The organism is Gracilibacillus salinarum, assembly GCF_022919575.1.
GTDB classification, from domain to species: Bacteria; Bacillota; Bacilli; order Bacillales; family Amphibacillaceae; genus Gracilibacillus; species Gracilibacillus salinarum.
In genome coordinates this window covers 2720041-2742313 of record NZ_CP095071.1, presented here as the reverse complement: position 1 = coordinate 2742313, position 22273 = coordinate 2720041, and the positions used below count along the sequence as shown (strand labels likewise).

The following is a 22273-nucleotide window of genomic DNA, read 5'->3' as shown; positions in this document are numbered from 1 at the left end:
TTTGTTTAAAAAGGAGAGAGGGCGTCCGATAGCCCCCCACTCGGCCAAAAGTACACGAGAAAAGCCCCCACGCACCAAAGTCCCAGCAGCAATCCCGCCCACGCCGTTCCACGCAAAAAAAACGGACGAAGAGTAAATCATTCCTCTCCGTCCGGCTTCTCACCCATCAACTTACTAAAACAGGTCCAACCAAAAACTCTGGTTTATTCCCGAGTGCGAGCTTGCAGATGTTGTCATAACTGATTTGTTTGTGATCTGATAGCAGCTGGCGTACTTCGGAAAATTCGGCGTCTTTTTTCAGCTTTTCCATTTCGCGTTCGTAGATGGAAAGGACGTAGCTGATTTGTGCTTGTGGCAAGAAGCGGTACGCGTCCTCTCCCATGATTAAGCATCCCATATATTGAAAGCCATATTGCAACTGTCTCGTTAATTTGATGGCATTGATGAATTTCGTAAACTGATTTGGATAATTATTTTGTAACTTGGCTAAATCTGTCTTTACTACATGCAGATCCTGAAAACTTGATGTAACAATCATTGTTTATACCTCCTATTAGTCCCAAGGTTTTTCTAGTGACATCTTCTGAATTAACGCAATGTTCTGCTCGCGCTTGGCATTTCGGATTTGGACACGTTCACTGCTGGTCTCATGCAAATACTGTTCCTCCGGTGTGTCCGGTATAACGGGAGGGACGCTTGTCGGCTTGCGATTATAATCTAAGGCAACAAAAGTGAAAAAAGCTGTCGCAGCAAAACGGCGTTCACCTGTTTCCAGATTTTCTGCGATGACCTTGCAGAAGATTTCCATCGAGCTTTTTCCTGTGTTGGTCACAAACGATTCGATACAAACCGAATCAGATTGCAGAATTGGTTCGATGAAGTTAACCGAATCGGTCGATGCCGTCACACATTCCTTTACTCGGGAATGTCTTCTCGCCGACAAGGTGGCACATGCATCCATCTTCTTCATTAATACGCCGCCGAAAAGGGAATTATAATTATTTAAATCATTTATAAGAACTTGATCTGTTTGCACAACTCGAGTATCTTTCATTTTCATTGCTTCCACAATCATTCATCTCCTGCTTATTAGGTTAGACAAGATAGTCAATACGAGCGTCCTGTTGCGCTGTTTCCATGGACGCTTCGTGCTTTGTTTGCTTCGACTAAATTATAACGCCAGCTTTCCGCATAAGTACAATGCCAATCTTTCATGGTATATATAACAAAAATGTATGGAAGCGAACACAAAAAAATCTGCTATCGATGCGGGTAATCGATAGCAGATTTACACCAATCTATCCTTGGCGTAGGAGATAAAGGTTTTATTCGTTTGTGAAATATAGGTATCTTTTTTCCAGATGAATGCTAAGTTCCATTCCACGACAGGCTGTGAGATCGGGAGGCTTTGGACATTCCCGGACAATGCATTACTGGTACTTTCCGGTAATAAGGTAATGCCCAGCTCAGAGGCGACCATTTCTTCGATGAAATCCAATTGCGATGTTTCGGATGTGATTTTTGGCTGGAATCCTACTTGGTTGCAGGCATCGAGTATAATATTACGTAATTCAAAATCCTGATTAAACATAATGAAGGCATCGTCTTTCAATTCATCTAACCGTATATGCTCGCGACCTGCCAGCGGATGAGACGGATGCACGACCGCGGATAAAGGTTCAGCGACAAAAGATACACAGTCGATCGCATGATTTTTCCCATTTAATACGATGACACCGCAATCCAGCTGTCCGTTCATGACCTTTTCTTCGATAATTTTCGAGCCGTTCTCTTCCAACTGAAAGGTAATCGCAGGATATTCGAGATGAAAAGCGCCTATTAATTTCGAGAAGAAAAAAGAATGAATGAACGTCGGGAGTCCGATGCGGATATGCCCGGTATGAACAGTGTTGAGAGAGTGGAGATCTTCCTCCAGCCTGTCCATTTTCTCTACAATCGGAACGGCGTGGTTCTGTAATAATTCCCCGGCATCGGTTAACAGAATCTTCTTCCTCGTTCGAATAAACAGGGAGTTCTGCAATTCCGCTTCCAGTGATTTAATCGCACGGCTGAGAGCGGGCTGTGTGATGTATAAGTTCTCGGCAGCCTGTGTGAAGCTTCTCGTCTTCGCTATTTCTAAAAAATATTTAAGGTGTTTAATATCCATTGGATGACCTCCCTTTCAGATGACGTTGTGTTATAACCATCATAGTCACTTTCCATAGCGTGAGCAAGTAAATTTTTTGAAAATAGTACATTGTTCCACATGAATCATCAAATTCCGAGTGTTTTTGACAAAATATGATTCTAGCGAGCTCTATTTTGCTTCCGCATCGCTACAATAATCCAGCAAATCCCCAAGGACCACGCTGTAAAAATGAAATTCCAAGCTGTTAAATGAAACGATGGCTCAGGATAATAAAACAGGCCACACCACACTTCATATAAAACATTTATTAGCAAGGTTACGGCTGGTCCGAGCAGTATCTTGTTTGTCCATACCGTTATCATAACGCCTGTACCAATAACCACCAGCGGCACAATGACGAGCTGTATTACAAAAGGATCGATACGTTGACGCTAATTCCAATTATTAACAGTAGTCTATCGTTATCATATAAGAGGGTCTCTGCAAAAAGCAACCCTATCTTATGACAGCCAGTTAACAGATAAAGTAAACCATAATAGTAATTAAATCAGCGAAAATTTTGTTACTTATTAATCATTTTATTTTTTAACAGTTAAAATATTGAGTTAATTATATATTTATAGTAATCTTATTTTAGAAAGCTTTGTAAGCGATTTACTAACTTGTCACAGTAAAAAAGGAGGCATGCTTATAGCGTGAACAAAAAGCATAACAAACAGGCTGATCGCTAGGTGAATACGGTACATGGCGTATCTGGCAAAATAAGAAAAATGAACACGCTCTCATAACAAGGGACGAGCGAAAGGAGAAGAATGGAATGATCAAGAGTTGGAAAAAAGTATCTATTATCGGTCTATTATTAATCTTAACCATTCCGGTAACCGTGCTTGGAGACGAGCAAACAGAGCCAATCAATTTTGACCGTGCTTCTGTACACGATCCATCTATTATTAAGGCGGATAATGGCAAGTATTACGTGTTTGGTTCCCATATCGCCGTTGCAGAATCCAATGATTTAATCAACTGGAATTCGACTATGGATCAGGAATACCAAATGCCTGAGAATAACCCGATCTATGGCAACTTATCTAAAAATCTCGCGGAATCATTCGAATGGGCAGGGGAAGATGACGCTGACAGTACAGGCGGTTATGCGGTCTGGGCACCGGATATTTTCTGGAACAAAGACTATGTCTGGGAGAATGGTGACACGGGTGCGTACATGCTCTATTACAGCGTGTCTTCCACTTATATCCGCTCCGCTATCGGTATCGCGGTATCCAAAGATATCGATGGACCGTTTAAATATACCGACACGATTATGTACTCCGGTTTTACCAACTATGAAACCTATGACAATAATAGTGATGTGAACAAGCATTATGAAAATACCAACATCGCTGATCTGATTGAGGATGGTACGATCGAGGAAGCCAATCCGGATTGGTTTACCGAAGATGGCAACTTCAACAACGCGCTATACACGAATGCGATCGATGCCAATATTCTCTATGATGAGAATGGTGACTTGTATATGACGTACGGCTCCTGGTCAGGCGGTACCTATATTTTAGAATTGGATAAAGAAACAGGTACACCGATCTATCCAGGCGAAGATGGCACAACGGAAGACGGCAGAATGATCGATCGCTATTTTGGTACGAAAATTGCGGGTGGCTACGGACGCTCCGGCGAGGGAACCTATGCCGTTTATGATGATGAAACCGGCTATTATTACCTTTACATCACGTATGGCGGACTAGCTTCTGATGGCGGTTATCAAATGCGCCAGTTCCGATCAGAAAGCATTGACGGTCCTTACCTAGATGCTGCAGGAAACGAAGCTGTTTTTCCTGAAGAATTCGATATTGGTGTAGGTAATTTCCCAGGGAATGATGATCACAAAAATATTGGGAATAAGATGATGGGGAACTTCCTGTTTAAGCGTGACTATGGGGAAGAAGGTACAGGAATCGGTACCGGCTATATGGCGCCTGGTCACAACTCATATTTAATTGATGAAGAGCTAGGAAAAGAATTTATCGTGACCCACACACGTTTTCCAGAACAAGGGGAAATGCATCAGGTCCGCGTGCACCAAACATTTAAAAACAGTGATGACTGGCCAGTACCAACGCCATATCACTACGCAGGTGAAGAAATCGAAGCAGTTTCCGAATCAGATGTTACCGGTGACTATAAATATATCAACCATGGCAAAGAAATCACCGGTGAGTTAACCGAATCGACATGGGTGCAATTAGAGGAAGACCATAAGGTGACGGGGGCGGTTACCGGTACATGGAAGCTCTATGATGACTACCGTGTGGAAATCACTGCCGACGAGAAAACGTACGATGGTGTCTTCATTCGCCAGTATGATCCGACAGCCGAGCAATGGGTGATGACGTTCAGTGCGATGTCTGACGAAGGTGTCGTGATCTGGGGAAGCAGAACGGAAAGTAAACCCGATCAGGAAGTAGTGGACGGCATTAAGCAAGAACTAAGCGAAAGCCTTCCGGAACGTGCTATTTCCGACATCAACCTGCCAACAATGGCAACACAGGGAACGGAAATTACATGGAAATCATCGCATCCGGAAATTATCTCAGCAGAAGGTGTTGTCAATCGACCGTCGGCTGGATCGGATGACGCCAATGTAGAATTGACAGCGACCATTACGTTAGGCGAGGTGACAGAAACCTTTACGGTAACAGTAACTGTCCCAGCTAGAGAAGAAGGCGGCTTGTCCGCTTATTATGATTTCAGTGATAACTTTTCTGATCGATCAGGAAATCAGGAAGACGCTACTGTCACAGGTGATCGCATCCATAACACCGGCGGAGAAATTACTTTTGCAGAAGGTATTGCCGGTCAGGCAGCGAAATTTGATGGTACATCCGGATTAAAGCTCGCGAATGGGTTAATTTCCGGTGATCAATATTCGATCTCGCTATGGATGAAACCAGAAGAAATCACGGAATTCACGACCACCTTTTTCGGTGCAAGAACGGAAAATAACTGGATCAGTGTGGTACCGAATGCACAGAGCATTACCAAGGTATGGTCTCATAACGGCGATGACTGGTATGATGCCGCATCCGATGCAATTATTCCAGCAGGAGAGTGGACCCATTTTGCTTTCACAGTCGATCAAGGCCAAGCAACCGTCTATATTAACGGCGAAGAGAAGTTTTCCGGTGACAATTTCCCGGATGTTTTTACAACAGAAAATGTCCAATTCAGTCTAGGCGTCAACTACTGGGATACACCATTTAAAGGGTTGATGGACGAGGTTCGTGTTTATGATGGTTTAGTACTTCCAGCAGAAGACGTGCAGGATCTCTATCAAAACCCTGAAACAGATGAAGACGGAGATGACAACGGTGGCCAGCAAGAAGACACTACCGTAATCGGCAAGTTAGATGATCTAGAAAAAGAGGAGAACAGCTACCAAGCGCAAGTCGATAATAACAAGACGATTATCAAAAAAGAGGTAGTCGATCAGCTGCAGGATAGCGATTATATTGTTCTGCAATTCGAGAACGTCCAAGTGAAAATCCCGGTATCGATTTTAAAAGGGAAAGGTGATATTGCCTTCGAATTAGGTGAGGTATCAGATACGGTTCAAGCGAAATATGACCATGCTGTCAGTGACTTGTATGACTTCACGCTGACCGCCAATGGCGAAGCAATCAGCCTCGATTCACCAGTAACGCTGACATTCACCGTCGATCAGGAAAAAGTGTCCGACTGGGATAACCTGCAAGTAGCGTATATCGATGAGAATGGCGAACAAAAAGAAGAAATCGCGCCAACCAGCGTGAATAAAGATACGGCTGAGGTAGTGGCAGATGTCGAGCAATTCAGTATTTATGGCGTATTGCAAGTAGACGATGATGGCACAAATACTGGCGGAGGTTCCACAGGAGATGGAGACGAAGGTGGAAGTGATGGCTCAGAGTCTGATGGTGACGAAACTGAGGATAATGGAGCCACAGAAACTGGTGATGACACAGGCGACAACGGCCAATCCACCGGTGGAGAAACACTGCCAGAGACAGCGACGAATCAATATAACTTGCTGATAGCAGGACTACTGTTCATTGCAGCAGGTGCTGGTGTGTTTTTCATGGTAAGAAAAAGAAAACATATGACGAATTAATGGCGAAAACCCCTTCATAGCAGAGGGGGTTTTTTGCTGTGTGCAGGGAGTGAAAGCCGTTTGCGTTTAGGAGTTTAAAAGAATAGACGATAATGAGAATAAAAAAGCCGAATTCGTGACAAACTAATAATAGTAAGTAATTCACGCCACAGGGGCATCCTGCAATTGCTGAATGAACACATAAAAAAGAGACTCAGCACCTTACTTTCTATTACGGACTTATCATCATATCTGAAATGAATGGGCATGTAAAAAGGCTAACAACCACAGTGCTACTACTAGATAACTCTCCTATTCTTGTACTTATAACAGGTAATACCCCTCCCCCTTTGCGAAAGGATTACTTACATAAATAGAGCGCAATATCGAGATGAGAAAATAAAGCAGGACATTAGCCTATCCATGCGAATTGCCGGGGAACAATCGGGACGATCCATCCTGTGTAACTGTAATCACGACAAATACAAAAGTAAAAATCATCCTACAATTGGCGCAAAAGATACAGACGAGGACGAAATACGCGTTGCAACGGAATACGTATCTGATCCACTGGATAGGCCAGCACTTTTAAGACTTTCAAAGGAAGGAGAGCTGGCAAATATGATGACAACGTATGAGGCTCTGATGTTAACGATCTCTTTTGGAGCTTTAATTGTAGCGATTTTATCTTTTGCGCACAGAAAGTAAAGGTAAGATTTTCCTTTGATACCCGTTAGAAAAGAAAGAGAGAACACATATGGAGACAAATTGTTAAGGTTTATGAAACCAATTTGTTAACCATGTGTGTTTTTTTATTGGAAACAGAGGGCATTCGAACATAAGGGAGGATAGAAGGAAGTCTAGTGAACGAAAGTGGGTGCTATTTGATCATGATGAACGGGTTTATCATGCAAGGCATAAGTGAAATCTTAACTATACTTGATGCTAAAAACTAAGAATCTTATAAACTGTTTGGGTAACATTTTATTAATGATGGAAAAGTGTTAGGATATGCGTATACCTTAGCATCAGAACAGGCTGAATTTCCTGAAAGATTACTAACAAAGAGTATTCGACTATTACAGAGAGCACGGAAAATATGTCATGCTAACTAATTCCTAAGAAGGGAGGATAAAATGATTGAGTCAGGCTGGGATATACGAGAGGTTAAGCGTTTGAAAAAAATAAAATTAGTCCAAACTAATCTGCTCCTGCTGTTTTGTTTCGCCTTGTATATAAGTATAGTCGAAATGGGAGGAAATTCCCATTTTGTGTTTGGATCTTTAAGTGTAAGTGGCTGGGTCGTAACAGCAATGATGTTATATACCTTAAAAACGGGAAAGACAATCGGAACCAAGGTGGTGAAGCGTGTATCGGCCTTTGATAAAGATTTTCGCGGCGAGGAGCGCTGGAGGCGGCGAACAATGATAGAAACAGTCATAGTAGGGGGAATGAGTGTTGCTTTCACCGTTTGCTTGTTTGTTCTGGATTTCGGCGGTACGGAGTTAGACTATCCTAGCGATATTCTGCCCTTGATCGGGTGCTGGGTTGGCCATAATATTGGTGAGATCGTTAGATTGCTTGAATTGTGAAGAAGGAGTAAGTGTATGGACTATTTAGGAAGTATTGGCGGAAGGGAATAGCCATTCTGCCGATAAAAAGGGGGAATATAGGTGAAGCGTACTCTTGTCGGGATTTCATTACTATTCATTGCTGCCGTTATATACGCAAGTAAGTTAATCAGCACCGCAATATTAGTTGCAAGCAATGACATCGCAACCTCAGGAAATTGGATAGCTATGCTTGATATGGCTCCAGTCACCATTGATATTGTGATCTGGATTTCTCTAATATTGGGAATTTTATTCATTGTCTTAGAAGCGTTTCGCAATCAAAAACGTTAAGAAAGCATCTTTACAAGAAGATGCTTTCAGAGCGATCCGCTACAGTGATGCTTGGATCCTTTCATTTCCCAAAGCATTCCTGGCACAAAATATCGCTTTCCTTCTTTAAATAAGCTTTAATCTCCACCATGATTTTATGTTTGGGAGCCTTCATTTTTGCATAGATGTCTTCTCCAGCTTCTATTTCTTTATTACAATCGGAACAATACAGCTTTCGTTCAAGCATGTCCATCCTCCTAAGCGTTTTTACTGAGATTTTATCCAACAACACCTTCATTTTAAAATAATTCCCATTATTTATCAGTAATTACTACAATTTTTTTCCTATATTATGTACACTAAACATGGAATAATGATCACGTCATACTGTAAGCTTGGAGGCTGCTATTGTGAAAATTCGAAATCTCCTTATCTTTGTTGTCTTAACTGTTTTTTTAGGAGGCTGTCAAATGACAAATAATCAAAATGCGAAACCATCTGAAATGAATGCAACGGATTTACCTGATGTGCCAGCATTTCAGGATGAATTTACACGGGGATTTATGGAATCAACTGAACCAACGGAAGAAGGCTATTATTCTTTTGTCTCCAAGACCGGGGCATATCAAATGAACTTTCCCGAAGATATGACGATCAGTGAGAAAAGTTATAATATTGGCCCGGATAATCGCAGTGAGTTAGTAAATATGGAAACAAAAAACTTTGAAAATATATATGTAGGTCACCAGGTAGAATACTATAGCTTCTTATCCGACGCAGCGCATGGTAAAGAAGATATAACGTCAAGGATGGGTGTCGATTTAAGCTTTGAAGAAATTCCTTCTGCGTTTCAAGATCAGCATGTAGAAATTGCAGAATATAAATATGATGATGTTACGGAACTTGCTACATTAATTCGGAAAGAAGAGCAGGGACAACAAATTCACATTTTTACAGATATAAGATGCTCGAAAGAACTAGGCGCTAAAGCGTGTGAAGAAAAACGGATTGCCAAAAAAGAAGAAATAGTCGAATGGTTAAAAAATATTCAGTTGTTTGATAAAGAAGGTGGGTGATGGTAATGGAGAAAGATATTATCTCTAGCCCGGCATTTAAAATGAGATTGATTGATATCGGATATCAGGATCTTTCACCGGAAGAGTTAGAGAATAAAATCAGACAAATTTATTTAGAAGAATTCTACCAATTAATTGATTCCATCATTGTGAATGAAGATCAAAAAGGGGAGATCATCGATTCGATGCTTGAGCAAACACAACGGCTCAAACAGCATAATTTGCAGATTCTGGAGGATACGGATCAACAAATCAGCAAGATGGTTACCAATATAAATGACCAGGTAGAAGATATAAACGAGCAACAGATGACGTTGACTTATCGGGATAATATTTGATGTAAAAATGACACAAGGAGCATCCGATGAAACTAAAAAGAATCTACGACCAACCAACCAAAACCGATAACATACGCATACTAGTCGACCGCGTCTGGCCAAGAGGCGTCTCCAAAAAGGCTGCAAAGCTGGACTTATGGCTGAAAGAAATTGGCCCGTCGCCCAGTCTCCGTAAATGGTTCGGCCATGATCCAGAGAAGTTTGCCACATTTCGAACCGAATATCTGCAGGAATTAAGAGATGACGGGGAGAAGAGAGAAGCGTTGGCGAAGTTAAAGGACTGTTACGAGGAGCATAATGGAGAGATCACGCTCCTTTTTGCCACGAAAGAGCTGGAGTATAATCATGTGATGATCTTGAAGGAGCTGCTCGAAACATAAGCAGCAGGCATTCACAAAGAATCCAATCTGTGTCATAATATGTATATAAAATACATGTTTTGCAAAATACGGTGTGGAGGGGATTTTCTGTGAAAAAGGCAGGTATTGTAGGCGGGCTTGGCCCAGAATCAACCGTGGACTACTATCAAACATTTATCGCAAAATATCAAGACAAGTTGAACAGCAAACAGGTGCTGCCAGAGCTGTTCATCAACAGTATTAATATGTATAACATTTTTGCTTGTATTAGTGAAAACAGATTGAATGACTTGACCGAATACGTAGGGGAAGCAGTACAAAAACTGGAAGCAATAGGCGCAGACTTTATCGTGATCTCGGCCAACACCCCGCATATTGTCTTTGAGGAAGTCAGCCAGCTAACAAAGGTACCGATGATCAGCATCGTGGAGGCAACTTATGAAAAAGCCGCAGAACAAGGACTAAAGAAAGTAGGACTGCTCGGTACCAAATTCACGATGGAGCATGACTTCTTTAAAAAGCCATTCCTGGAAAACGGAAAAGAAATCGTCGTTCCAAGTGAACAGGACCAGCTCTTCCTACATGAGAAAATTGTCGAAGAGCTAGAAAATGGCATCGTTAACCCGGAGACGAAGCAGTCTTTTCTGGCAATTATCCAGAAGATGATAGCGGAAGAACATATCGATAGTCTCATTCTGGGGTGCACGGAACTGCCGATGATACTGAAAGAAGGCGACGTTGATCTTGCGCTGTTAAATACGACCGAGATCCATCTTGATAAAATGTTGGAACAGGTTTTCTTGTAATTCTCTTAACCCTGCTATTACGTTGAATAGCAGGGTTTTTTCTGGGTGAATGTCAGTCTAGTCCGTTTAAATCGATGTGGCGGAGGATAGCAGATTGTTTCTGTCCGGATATGATTTGTTATGTCATAGCGCATCAGATAAAATAAAAGTAGAGCAGAATCATGTCGAAAAAAAAGCAAACAAGGAGATAGCAATGAATTGGCAATTTTGGCGTAAGAATTCAGACGAAAAAGAAAATAAGCATGACGAACTGGAACGTCTGCAACAACAAGTGGATGAGTTACAGGAGCATGTGTTGAAAGTGACCGATCAATTGAAAAAATTGTCCAGACACCAGGTGAAAACGAGCAAGAACATCGAAGAAAAACTGGACAACTTACCATCTGTCCTGTCTATACAGACGGAACGTGACAAGCTATCAAATGAAAATAACCAGTATCAACATCGGCAAAAGCAACAGATAGAATCCCATTTGGCGATGATTGATGAAATGGATCACGTATCATCGGGAATTAAGGAAGCAGATAAACAATGGGAAGAAATGCTCAAGCATTGGATACAAACTATGCTCACTGACCTGAAGAACATAGGCGTATATGAAGTGGAAGTCTTGGGGAAAGGCTTTGATCCACAGCTAGCAGAATCCATGCAAACGGTTGCCAAATCAGAACTGGCTAGTACACCAAGCGTTCCATATCAAGTAGTCGAGGTGCTGAAAAGAGGGTTTGTTAACGAGCAAGGCAAAGTGATCCGCAAGGCACAGGTCATAACAGTAGAGGGGGATGTACATGAGTAAGGAAGATAAAAATCAGGGGTTTCGTCCGATCGTCGGGATTGACTTAGGTACTACGAACTCAGCGGTGGCTCATATTCATCAAGGTAAACCAGAAATAATCCCCGCTAAAGATGGCAGTGAGATTGTTCCGTCCGTTGTGCTGATCGATCCTAATCAGAATGTGATCGTGGGGGAAGATGCCCGCGCCGCCCTGATAGGGATGCCAGACAGAACGAAGGCCACCGTGAAACGGGAAATGGGTGAAACAGCCAGCATCCCGATTTCCGGCAAAAACTACTTACCGGAAGAAGTGTCGGCAATGATCCTGCAGAGCTTGAAGGAGCAGGTAGATGAGCGATTAGGTGAAGGAGAGAAAGAGGCAGTCATTACCGTACCAGCCTACTTCACCGACGAACAACGAAAAGCAACGAAAAAAGCAGGAGAACTGGCAGGTTTCATCGTGGAACGAATTATCAATGAACCAACGGCTGCTGCGCTAGCTTATGGATTGCAGAACCTAGAGGAAAATCGTCACATACTCGTTTATGACTTAGGTGGCGGGACGTTCGATGTCTCCGTCGTGGAAATGATGGATGGTATCCTGGAGGTAAAAGCATCGACCGGAAATAGCAAGCTGGGCGGGGAAGATTTTGATTGGCTGTTAGTAGAATGGCTGGCAGAAGCGATGCTGTCAGAACATGGCGTAGACCCGCGTCAGGATGTTCGCGGAAAGGCTTTGTTGAAAGAGGAAGCAGAAAAAATAAAAAAGCAGCTGTCTGCTGAAGAGCAAGTTGATATCGCCATCCCGGTTGTCGTAATGAAGAACGAGAAGCCATTAGGATTATACAAAACCATAACTCGTGATAGCTTTGTCACCTTGATCTCCCCATTACTTGATGAAACGATGGCCAAGGTGGAAGATGTGTTAACAGATGCAGAACTGGCTGCAGATGGAATTGATAACGTATTACTGGTCGGCGGCTCGACAAGGATTCCGAAAGTACATGCCTTAATTGAGGACTATTTCCAACAATCGCCGCAGAGCAATATCGATCCGGACCTGACCGTTGCTTATGGTGCTGCTGTCCAGGGTGGATTGAAATCTGGTGCATTGTCGGACAGTGGGATGATTGTGACGGATGTAGCCCCATTTTCCATGGGTATCGCGGTGATCGAAGACGTCATGGATGAACTGTTAAGTTACAAGGCCATTATTCCGAGAAATACAACCATTCCGGTAACGCGTTCGGAATCATTCTGTACAGTGGTGGACCATCAGACAGAAGTGCATATCCAAATTTTCCAGGGCGAACACGAGTTAGCCAGAGACAATCACTTTTTAAATGAATTTGTATTAAAAGGACTGCCAGCTAGTCCCGCTGGTGCGGAGGCAGTGGAAGTCACTTTCCGTTATAATCTGAACGGTATTTTAGAAGTAACAGCTGCCAGTGTATCGACAGGTGAATCGATGACAGTAACGCTGCAGGATGCGATGGACCGCAGTTCGGAAGAAGCATTACAACAGAGCAAGGAAAAAGTAGAAGCAGCCTATCAAGGAGAGGACGAGCTGCCGGAATTTGATCAGCCGGACTTATTTGATCTGCTGGATGAGGATGCCGAGCTGGAGGAGTTGCTTAAAGAGGCAAAACAATGGAAGAACCGTTGCAAGGAAGCTGAAAAAACGTTATCCGGTGAGGACAAGGTACAAGTCCAGCATTGTTTAGATGATCTAAATGAGGCCATAGCCGTAGTCGACGAGGTGTTATTAGAAGAGGCTATTGATGAGGTAACAGACTTATTTATGGATCTTGAGTTATAAGGAGGTTGTCGAAAATGGCGAAAGAAAAAATCGAAAATTATTATAAAATTCTAGGAACCACTGCCAATATTGGACAGGGCAGAATTAAAGAGAAATATATTAAGGCAGTGAAAGAGCATCCACCCGAAACAGACCCAGAAGGCTTCGAAAAGGTGCGAAAAGCGTATGAAACGCTAAAAGATCCGATCAAACGAAAAGAATATGACTTCTTACGCAAATACGGAGGCAAGGAAGAGGATTTGCTGGAAAATGCTCTATCCGCAATCGAGCAGGGTGATGCCAAGAAAGCAGAAGATCTGCTTCAACGGGCAGACAAGCTAACTTCTAACAATTTAATCGTGAAGGCCGGATTTATGCAATTAGCCGGCTTAAAAAACGACCTGGAGGAAGTAGAAAGCATATTTACGGATATCTTAACCTCTGTTTCCGATCCTGAAGAAGTGGCAATTATGCACTCGGTAAAAGTAAAAGTGTTAACCGATATGGAATGTATGGAGGAAGCGATTGAAACGCTGCATCAAGGTATGGAGCGGGTTCCAGAGTACACGCCGGTTTTGGCGATGTCTCTTGCGGTCCTTTATGCTGAAATAGGGAAATTTAAGAACGCGATGAAAACGATGGAGAATTCCGTTTCGGAGGACGGTACCGACACAATAAATGACGGTCCCATTTATCTCTTATGGCTGGAAATGGTCGTCGTGTCCAGAGAGTGGTCAGCCTTATCGAAAGTACAGAGTAAATTTAAAAAACATATGAAAAATATCACCAATCAAGAAGACAGAGATGAGTTGTACGAGCAGTTAATGGCTAGTTTTAGCGGGCATTATCAGCTTGCGGAATATAGAGAAGCGGAAGTCTATATTAACTTGCTTACATTCTTATCAGATAAGAACGATCCTGAACTGAAACAATTACAATTTGAAGTAAAGAACAACGCACGGGCCCAGAAGGAATTAGACAGACTTGGCGGGGATGAAGACATGTTTCCGCTGCTTTATCTGAAAGGATTCCAATGGTTTTATGCCGACAAATTGCCAGCAGAGGAAGTAGCGTCCGTACTTGATGGCATCCCACTGTCTGTTGTAGCAGAATTTGAAGAAGAGAAAGAAGACTTCGCAGCCGGAATCATTAAGCTGCGCAAAAAATATCCGGTACTGTATAAGCAGTTCAAAGATAGTTGGGATAGCTTGTTTGATGAGTTAACGGAAGGGTTTAACCGGCAAATGAAACGCGATTTGAAGAAGGTTAAATAGTGTTAGGTGCCTGTCACCACAAAAAGACAAATTGCAGGTTATGTCCAGCCGGGGAGTACAGTGTAAATGAAGATACTTGTAGGAAGATCATTTATTGAAATGTTCTCACACAGAGGACAAATTAGTGGTTTTGTCTTTTTAGGGTGCCTGGCACCTGTGCACAATTATGTTAAAGTAAGAATATAGAGATAACTAAAAAAAGAAATGTACAATAAAAACTAATTTTTATTATAGATCTTGAGGAATTATTATATCTAGCCACGACAGCTAACACTATAAAATATAATACTGATATAAACAAGGTCATGAAAATATAAATAATCCACCTTTGATGTTCTACTAAAATAAAAAGATCTCCAGTAACTCCAAATGAAAGAAACAGGATAATTAGTAATATTTCTATTATTGTAAAAATAAAAGGTGCTTTATTCCAAAAATTATGATTAAAGAGATGTTTGTGTTTCTGGATTTGAAAAAAAAACATTAGGTAATTAAATCCTAAAAGTACCAATATAATTAATGCTACACTTATTTGTATTCCTATCCTATGGTCAGATGATACAAAAGAAAGAAAAAAATCATGACCTTTAGTTTCTACAAAAAAGAAAAAACTACCTAAACATATTATGCTTATTATTTGATATACACACCATTTATTAATAAATTACACCTTCTTTGTTTTTGTTTAATTCTTCAAGGGATGTAATTCAAGAATCCCTTGATATGATGTTGGAAATGGTTTTTGTTTTTGTATCAGTGCTCTGATATCTGCAAGAATATTTTCTTCTCTATTATTAGTAACCATAATATATTGCCGCATATCTTGAGCGTACATATCATTAATAACTTTGTCGCTTATAGAAATATAGTTTTCTTTATTTTTTTCAACAGACACATTTTCTTTTATTAATGATGAATTACCATATTCATCAAAAAGTAATATATCAACCTTTGTACTATATGGTATTGCATCTAATTTAATACCTTTCACAGGTCTCTTACTAAAGAACTCGCCCTTGTCTGATATAAATTTTATGTCATTTTTGTTTTCATCAAACCAAGTAGGTGTTGGTAGAAGATTTTTTAAAGAATTAATTTCATTATCATTTAATTTGAATGATTGTTCTTCTAAGGATTTATTCTTTATCGTAACATCATCTAGTTGTAAGAAAAAACGAGAATTAGTAATCGTTTCATTACCTAACTTTTGGTCACTCGGTACTTTTTCTATTGGTATAAATGAGAACTCTTGAAAACTTTCTTTATCAATTGTGATTTCGACATTGAGACTAATAGAGGTTTTCGAGGGAACTTGAAAATTCAAGGATCTTGACCACTCTACTGCTTCTTTAGGCCTCACTTTAACAGAATTATTGCCTTGCATGAAAATTACTTGAAGTTCAATATCTTCATTCTTAGCGTTTTCAACCACGATTTCTCCAGTGATACTATTTCTACCATTTGGGACTTTAAGATAAGTAAAGCTCTCCCCCTTTTGTATAGTTATCTTATTTACAAACTCATCATCTGGAAAAAAGGCTTTTGCTACTGTAAAAGGGACAGAGGAAGTAGCCATCTGATCCGATTGATTTAATAATTCTAGTTTTTCTGACCTGTTTAATACATCACTCTTGCTAGATAAGAATTTCACATCACTATCACTATACTGTTTGTTTAATTCATTATTAGAACAACCTATAGTCAAAAAAGTAATACTTATTAATATGATTAGTGTTTTTTTCAATATATTTATCCTTTCTAACTAAATTGCACTAAGCAAGAATTGCTTAGTGCAATTTTCAATACTATTATTTCAAATATTTCATAAATGCGTCAAAGAATCCGCCGTTCTAGCTTCATATAAAATTCCGGAATCTGTAGCAGTATGAATAGTTAAACCCCAATAAGAATTTAAAGAAATAGCCGGAATTGTAGCTGTGGATTCTGCTGTAAACTTAGCTATCGCAGTACTTTTATCACCGTTTACTGAAACTCCAGTATTAACGTCTTTTACACTAGTAGTAGCTGAAGTAACTGTAGTGAGAACTTTACCTTTTGATGTACCAGTGCTAGTTACCGTGTTATTCACATAGTCAGAAGAAGTATTTGTTTTCCCGGTAGATAAGGATCCCCAACTTCGAGAAGAGACTTGTCCACCGCTACCAGAAACACTTCCAAACTCAATTGAACTGTCTAAATCACCTTTGCTATTCCATTCTGTTTCCCAATTGATTTGGTGTTCTTCTGTTAATTTTTCATTTTCATTTGTGTCTGCGCTTACACCCGTAGAAAATAATGTGAGTGATACGAAGGCGATTCCAATTGAAGAAATGATTTTGCTTCTTTTCATAAATTATTACAGTCCTATCCAAAATTTGTATAATAATACCGTAACATGTTTTTTTTTTTTTTGTCAATGTGCATTTTCGAATCTTTCACATGAGAAAATTGTCGAAGAGTTAGAAAATGCATCGTCAACCCAGAAACGAAGCAGTCATTTTTTGGTATTTATCCGTATGATGATGGAGGACGAACATATCGACAGCTCATTCTAAGGGGTAGGGAACTTCTGATGATTCTTTAAGAAGGTGATGTTAAACTTGTTCTGTTAAATACAACAGGTAATCATATTAATAAAATGGAGGAAAAGTTTTATATAATTCCTTCCTCCTGTTATTACCATTGAATAGTAGGGTGTTTTGGGAAATTTCAGCATATCTAGAGTTTAAATGTTTATTCCAGTGATAATAGAATGGTAGAATACCTCTTTTGTTAGTAAATGATTGGTGGATAAGTCCAACATCATTTACTGCCATTGCAGGTATGGATTTTGTGTTATAAGGAGGTTCTCAAAAGTGACGAAAGAAACAATCGAAAATCATTATGAAATCCTTGGAATCAACGCTAATATTGACGAGAGTAGCATTAGTGAGAAATATAGGAAGGCAATACAAGAGTATTCGCCCGAAACAGACCCAGAAGGATTGGAAAAGCTACAGAAAGCATATGAAATATTAAAAGATCCAATCAAACGGAAGGAATACGATATCTACCGTAAGTACGGAGATAAGGAAGGGTCTTTGATAGAGAATGCGCTATCCGCGATCCAGCATAATGACAGCAAGAAAGCTGAAGACCTGCTTCAACAAGCAGACCCTGACAATTTAGTAGTGAAGGCTGGATTGATGCAAGTAGCCGGCTTGAGAAAAGACAGACAGGAAGTAGAAAGCTGGTTTGCGGATATTTTCACAACTGTTTTATATCCGGAAGAAGCGGCCATTATGTTCTCCATAAAGGCAAATGTTTTATTTGGGATGGGAGATATAAAGGAAGCGATTGAAACGTTACAGCAAGGAATGGAGAGTATTCCAGAGCACACGCCGGTTTTTGCGATCACCCTTGCAAACCTTTATGATGAAATAGGAGAAAGTGAGAAGGCGCTGGAAACGCTGGAACATTCCGTTTCAGTGGATGGTAATGATACGTTAAATAATGGTCCCCTTTATATATTATGGTTGGAAATGGTCATCATGTATAAAGAGTGGTCTGCCTTATCAAACGTACAGCGTACATTCGAAAAATTTATAAAACATGTAACGCGTCAAGAGGACAGAGATGATCTGTACCATCAGTTAATGTTGAAATGCAGCGAGCATCATAAGCAGGAGAAATATCGAGAAGCGGAAGTCTACTTGAACTTGCTTACATTCTTAACAGATAAAAACGATCCGGAGATCAAGCAGTTACAAGATGATATAAAAAACAACGCACGGATCCAAAAAGAGCTAGGGAAAGTTGCCGGTGATGAAGATATCTTTCCGATGGTTCATATAAAGGCAGCGGAATGGTTTTACTCGTATAAATGTCTGCCAGAGCACATAGCAGACTTGCTGAATGAAGAATCACCATCTACTATAGAAGACTTTGAAACACATAAAGCAGAATATGCCGCTGGAATTGTAAAGCTGCGCAAGAAATATCCGCTTCTTTATAAACAGTACAAGGAAAAGTGGGATAGTATATTTGCTGAGTTAACAGCAGATTTTAACCGGAAACTGCGCCGGGATTTGTTGAAGGTTAAATAGTCACTTGTACCTGTGGCCCTGCGTTGATGAGTGGAAGCAAAAATCCGATACATGCAGTAACTAAAAATCTTGCTGCTGTTTATAATGGGAACGGGACCAATGGCACTATTGCTATAAGAAAAGCAAAACACCAAAAGAAGCCGACGTCTCAAAGAAATGGAGCCATTATTCATCTGCAAAAAGACAAAGTAATAATGGATCGTTTATAATCAACATGTCATAATGGAAGTTGAATCTATCTATTAATGCTTGTGTAGGTTCATTGTTACATTTGTGTAAGACGAATGGGTCTGTCCCAATTGCCTGAATGGGAAAAGATCGACTATGTAGAATAGGAGGTCCATCATTGAATTTAAATGATTTTGAACAATATAGTAACGAAGTAATTGTGTCGCGAGGCAAGGACTATTATGAATGGCAACATGTAAATGCTGTTCAAGAGTCAAGGCCGGGCCATTATACCGCTATAGTCAACGGTTCTGAAGAGTATCATATTGAGGTAAAAATGGATGAAGCGGAAAACATACAATATTCCAGCTGCAACTGCCCGTATGATGTTGGTGATATATGTAAGCATGAGGCAGCTGTTTTCTTTGCATTGCGAAATAGAAATGCTTCTTTTGCTTATGGTAAAGATAGGAAGGAACCAGCATTACAAGATCTCTTACAAGGTTTGACGAAGCAAGACTTAATTCAAATAGTAGTGGAATATGCTGATCGTAATGCTGAAATGGAACAAGAGCTGCGTCTTCACTATGGACCTCAGAAGAGTGGAGTATCAGCATCTAAGGAATTAATTCAGCAATATATTGAACTGGCTGAAGTAGATGGATTTGTTCATTTTCGAAATGCCAGTCGTGCAGTAAAAGGTGCAGAATTGGTACTAGAAAAAATGGAAGAAAGTATAGATGATGAGGAAATCAAAATGGCGGTTCTACTTGGTGAGACCGTCTTGTCTGAAATGATAGATTTATTGCAATATTGTGATGATTCCGGTGGTGATGTCGGTATGGTCATTGAAGAGGCACTAGATAAGATAGATATCGCAATATTGCGAGGCGAAGATATTCTGAGCGATTCTGAAAAAAGAGAGATCGTTCAAAAGCTGATAGAAGTAGCAAGACAGGATAAGTACAAAGGCTGGAATGATTGGCGGTTTACCTTACTTCAATGTTGTGTCCCGTTTTGTCATCTTACAGACTGCCGGACCATGCTGGAAGAAGAGCTTGAAACGATTTTAACTGAAAAAAACAGCGACAACTGGAGTGCTTCTTTTGATCGTGAACAGATAAAACTTATTCAGTTGGATTTAATTGAACAATTTGATCCAGTAGAAAAACGGGAGGCATTCCTGGAAAGCAACATAGATTCATCTAAATTCAGAAAGCGTGTGATCCATGATAATGTTGATCAAGCAAACTATGAAAAAGTAGTAGCGTTATGCTTAGACGGTGAAGAGAGAGACAAGCAATATCCTGGCCTTGAACGTCAATGGCAGGAATATCGTTATCAGGCATATGAAGCGTTGCATGATGAACCCAATCAAAAATCATTAGGTATGTCATTATTACTGAATGGAGATTATGACTACTTTCTAAAGATAAAGCAGTTATACAGCGAGAAAGAATGGCCGCAAGTCCTAGAGTATATCACGGACCATTTATCGCAAACGGGTTTTAATGGTAACGTCTATGTCCGTATTTTAAAAGAAGAAGGGTTAACCGAAAAGCTTTTAGCGTATTGCCAGAATCACCCTGGTACTATTGCAGATCTCTATCCTCATCTACAAAAGGAGTATCCAGAACACGTAACTGATATTTTTATAGAATTTATACATGTAATGGCTGAAAGATCCTCAAACAGGAAAGGATACCGAGATGTGTGCAGGGTCATAAAAACATTCAGAAAAGCATGTGGGCAAGAAAAAGCTAATGTTATCATCAAGGAGCTAGAAAGCAAATATTATAGAAAACCAGCATTTTTGGATGAATTGGCACGGGTGTGATGGAACGTTCACTCTAGTGTTTGGTGCCTGTCACTGAGTGGGAGATCGGTGACAGGCATTTTTTAATGACTCTACATTTCTTTCAGATTTGAAGAAATCTCCGCCACATGTAGTAGCTCAAAATCTTGCTGCTGATGCATGTAGTTGTCAAAGAAGCTTGATTCAATACCTGTTATCCGGTGTAAGAACGTTATATCTACCATCCAATCTCTTTCAAGCATCTCGCGGATGTCAATCAATTTCTTTTTCACTACTAGATCAATAATCGATTTCATCTTTTGTGGCTTTTGGATCGGTATTGTTTCATCGAGAGGTTCTCTCTTGAGATAGCCTTTACGATGAAGTGCTGCATAAAAGTTGCGATGTTTTTTGGCATCTAAGATTTTTAAATGAACGGCTCGGTAGCCTAATACCTGCAGTGACGTTTTCCATTTCTGCTTAAGATCGATATAGGCATCAGGATTGGTAACAGAGACGATGTGTTGCATGTCTTCTGCAAATGCCTCCTCAGGTAATAAGAAAGCCCCGGCAAACATATTAGCTTCTTGCTCCAAAGCTTTGTGCTCTTTGCGATCTAAGGTGGTAAATTCAACTTTGTAGTGAAGTAATAAGTGACCAAGTTCATGTGCCAGATCGAAATTTCTACGAACTGCTGACCGTTTTAAACTTCCTAAAATAATGAATGGCCGATCTTGCTTTGTCCACAAACTATACGCATCAATTTCCTCACCAATCGCCTTTTCAAAAATAAATATTCCGCTCTTTTCTAAATGAAACAACAAATTATCATTTGTATCATTACGAAGACTTAATCGTTGGCGTGTAAGCTTAGCGACTTTATTTATTTGTGATTCTCGATCCTCATTAGAAGTATTTAAATAGTGAATGACTTCTTCTCTTAATTGGATAATCTGTTGTGATGGTAATGATAAATGAGCCGTTATATAGTTTACAAAACTGTCTACATATTCAAGGTGTTTTGCTTCTGCTTGTGTTCTAGATAAGACATTTATGATCTTTGACCCGTAGGCAATATTCATAACAGGTATAGTATCTAATGCTACGTAACGATTTAAGATATCTTTTTGATAATAATATTTACTTTTAACATGGAAAATCGTTTTTAAATCATTTACTATTTGCATTTTTGGAGATGTGTAATTATTTTCGTACTGCCATACTGCTTGTTCTGTAACGTTTAACATGTCAGAGAGCTGTTTGCGTGAATAGCCATGCATGATACGAAGATTAGTTAAATTTTCACCGATAAACATGTTGCTCCCCCTCTGTAATCCATCAAGCTTTAATTGTTATCTTCTTTTATGTTGAAAACCGCAGGAAATCTCCTCTAATAGTTAACAATATTCTCTTATATCTATAATCAAGGAAAGTCCAGAATAAGATAGGTTCTCTTTCAATTATTTCTGAGAAAGCTAGCTGATACATAACTGCGAAGTACGATGAATAGAAGCGAGGAAAGTCAGTGATGCATATTGGCTTATTAAAAAAGTGATTTCTCAAGAAGTCGATAAAGTTCCATATCAACCACCATACAAACAGGAAGAAGATTATTTTGCCTAC

General features: G+C 40.1%; 22 protein-coding genes. 14 read left to right on the top strand and 8 right to left on the bottom strand.

The window, feature by feature from the left end:
• Nucleotides 1-166: 166 nt before the first annotated feature.
• From MUN87_RS12695 to MUN87_RS22560, 4 genes are all read right to left on the bottom strand, one after another.
• Nucleotides 167-538 carry a hypothetical protein gene (locus MUN87_RS12695; protein WP_244740637.1) on the bottom strand — a complete coding sequence of 124 codons (372 nt, stop codon included), beginning with the start codon at nt 536-538 and terminating at the stop codon, nt 167-169.
• Between the two features lie 15 nt (nt 539-553).
• A complete protein-coding gene (locus MUN87_RS12690; RefSeq protein WP_244740635.1) occupies nt 554-1069 on the bottom strand; it encodes an acyl-CoA thioesterase in 516 nt (171 codons plus the stop codon).
• A gap of 219 nt (nt 1070-1288) precedes the next feature.
• Nucleotides 1289-2167: a LysR family transcriptional regulator gene (locus tag MUN87_RS12685; RefSeq protein ID WP_244740633.1), complete on the bottom strand. Its 879-nt coding sequence runs from the start codon at nt 2165-2167 to the stop codon at nt 1289-1291.
• Between the two features lie 140 nt (nt 2168-2307).
• Nucleotides 2308-2511 carry a hypothetical protein gene (locus MUN87_RS22560; RefSeq protein ID WP_500796459.1) on the bottom strand — a complete coding sequence of 68 codons (204 nt, stop codon included), beginning with the start codon at nt 2509-2511 and terminating at the stop codon, nt 2308-2310.
• A gap of 455 nt (nt 2512-2966) precedes the next feature.
• On the opposite strand from MUN87_RS22560, the gene MUN87_RS12680 reads away from it, so the two are divergent.
• The 4 genes from MUN87_RS12680 (at nt 2967) to MUN87_RS12665 (ending at nt 8197) form a co-directional block, all read left to right on the top strand.
• Entirely contained in the window at nt 2967-6314 is a 3348-nt protein-coding gene (locus tag MUN87_RS12680) for a LamG-like jellyroll fold domain-containing protein (RefSeq protein ID WP_244740631.1), read from the top strand.
• A gap of 402 nt (nt 6315-6716) precedes the next feature.
• Nucleotides 6717-7001 carry a putative holin-like toxin gene (locus MUN87_RS12675; RefSeq protein WP_244740629.1) on the top strand — a complete coding sequence of 95 codons (285 nt, stop codon included), beginning with the start codon at nt 6717-6719 and terminating at the stop codon, nt 6999-7001.
• Between the two features lie 428 nt (nt 7002-7429).
• Complete coding sequence (locus MUN87_RS12670) at nt 7430-7885, top strand: hypothetical protein (RefSeq protein ID WP_244740628.1); 456 nt, start codon at nt 7430-7432, stop codon at nt 7883-7885.
• 81 nt (nt 7886-7966) lie between these two features.
• Nucleotides 7967-8197, top strand: a complete 231-nt coding sequence (locus tag MUN87_RS12665; protein ID WP_244740626.1) for a hypothetical protein — start codon at nt 7967-7969, stop codon at nt 8195-8197.
• Between the two features lie 61 nt (nt 8198-8258).
• Here the strand turns inward: MUN87_RS12665 and MUN87_RS12660 are convergent, their stop codons facing one another.
• Entirely contained in the window at nt 8259-8423 is a 165-nt protein-coding gene (locus MUN87_RS12660) for a Fe3+ hydroxamate ABC transporter substrate-binding protein (protein WP_244740625.1), read from the bottom strand.
• Nucleotides 8424-8646: 223 nt separating this feature from the next.
• Here MUN87_RS12660 and MUN87_RS12655 point away from each other — a divergent pair, with 223 nt between their 5' ends.
• The 7 genes from MUN87_RS12655 to MUN87_RS12625 all read left to right on the top strand — a co-directional run bounded on the left by MUN87_RS12655 (nt 8647) and on the right by MUN87_RS12625 (nt 14602).
• A complete protein-coding gene (locus MUN87_RS12655) occupies nt 8647-9252 on the top strand; it encodes a YvcA-related protein (protein ID WP_244740623.1) in 606 nt (201 codons plus the stop codon).
• Nucleotides 9253-9257: 5 nt separating this feature from the next.
• Complete coding sequence (locus tag MUN87_RS12650) at nt 9258-9590, top strand: hypothetical protein (RefSeq protein WP_244740621.1); 333 nt, start codon at nt 9258-9260, stop codon at nt 9588-9590.
• A gap of 26 nt (nt 9591-9616) precedes the next feature.
• Nucleotides 9617-9970 carry a DUF488 domain-containing protein gene (locus MUN87_RS12645; RefSeq protein ID WP_244740620.1) on the top strand — a complete coding sequence of 118 codons (354 nt, stop codon included), beginning with the start codon at nt 9617-9619 and terminating at the stop codon, nt 9968-9970.
• An 89-nt stretch (nt 9971-10059) separates the two neighbouring features.
• Nucleotides 10060-10755, top strand: a complete 696-nt coding sequence (locus tag MUN87_RS12640) for an aspartate/glutamate racemase family protein (protein WP_244740618.1) — start codon at nt 10060-10062, stop codon at nt 10753-10755.
• Between the two features lie 193 nt (nt 10756-10948).
• Entirely contained in the window at nt 10949-11551 is a 603-nt protein-coding gene (grpE, locus tag MUN87_RS12635; protein WP_244740616.1) for a nucleotide exchange factor GrpE, read from the top strand.
• Entirely contained in the window at nt 11544-13349 is a 1806-nt protein-coding gene (locus tag MUN87_RS12630) for an Hsp70 family protein (RefSeq protein WP_244740614.1), read from the top strand. The genes grpE and MUN87_RS12630 overlap by 8 nt, the downstream gene beginning before the upstream one ends.
• A gap of 14 nt (nt 13350-13363) precedes the next feature.
• Complete coding sequence (locus MUN87_RS12625; protein ID WP_244740612.1) at nt 13364-14602, top strand: J domain-containing protein; 1239 nt, start codon at nt 13364-13366, stop codon at nt 14600-14602.
• Between the two features lie 685 nt (nt 14603-15287).
• On the opposite strand, the gene MUN87_RS12620 is transcribed toward MUN87_RS12625, so the two are convergent.
• Nucleotides 15288-16346: a hypothetical protein gene (locus MUN87_RS12620; RefSeq protein WP_244740610.1), complete on the bottom strand. Its 1059-nt coding sequence runs from the start codon at nt 16344-16346 to the stop codon at nt 15288-15290.
• 78 nt (nt 16347-16424) lie between these two features.
• A complete protein-coding gene (locus tag MUN87_RS12615) occupies nt 16425-16952 on the bottom strand; it encodes a hypothetical protein (protein ID WP_244740608.1) in 528 nt (175 codons plus the stop codon).
• Nucleotides 16953-17457: 505 nt separating this feature from the next.
• Between MUN87_RS12615 and MUN87_RS12610 the strand changes: the two genes are divergently transcribed.
• From MUN87_RS12610 to MUN87_RS12600, 3 genes are all read left to right on the top strand, one after another.
• Nucleotides 17458-18687: a J domain-containing protein gene (locus tag MUN87_RS12610; RefSeq protein WP_244740606.1), complete on the top strand. Its 1230-nt coding sequence runs from the start codon at nt 17458-17460 to the stop codon at nt 18685-18687.
• Between the two features lie 26 nt (nt 18688-18713).
• Nucleotides 18714-18896 (top strand): hypothetical protein, encoded by a 183-nt coding sequence (locus MUN87_RS12605; protein WP_244740603.1) that lies wholly within the window; start codon nt 18714-18716, stop codon nt 18894-18896.
• Between the two features lie 137 nt (nt 18897-19033).
• Complete coding sequence (locus tag MUN87_RS12600; protein WP_244740601.1) at nt 19034-20692, top strand: SWIM zinc finger family protein; 1659 nt, start codon at nt 19034-19036, stop codon at nt 20690-20692.
• Nucleotides 20693-20763: 71 nt separating this feature from the next.
• On the opposite strand, the gene MUN87_RS12595 is transcribed toward MUN87_RS12600, so the two are convergent.
• Entirely contained in the window at nt 20764-21966 is a 1203-nt protein-coding gene (locus MUN87_RS12595) for a spr1629 family repressor/antitoxin (protein ID WP_244740599.1), read from the bottom strand.
• Nucleotides 21967-22273: the final 307 nt, after the last annotated feature.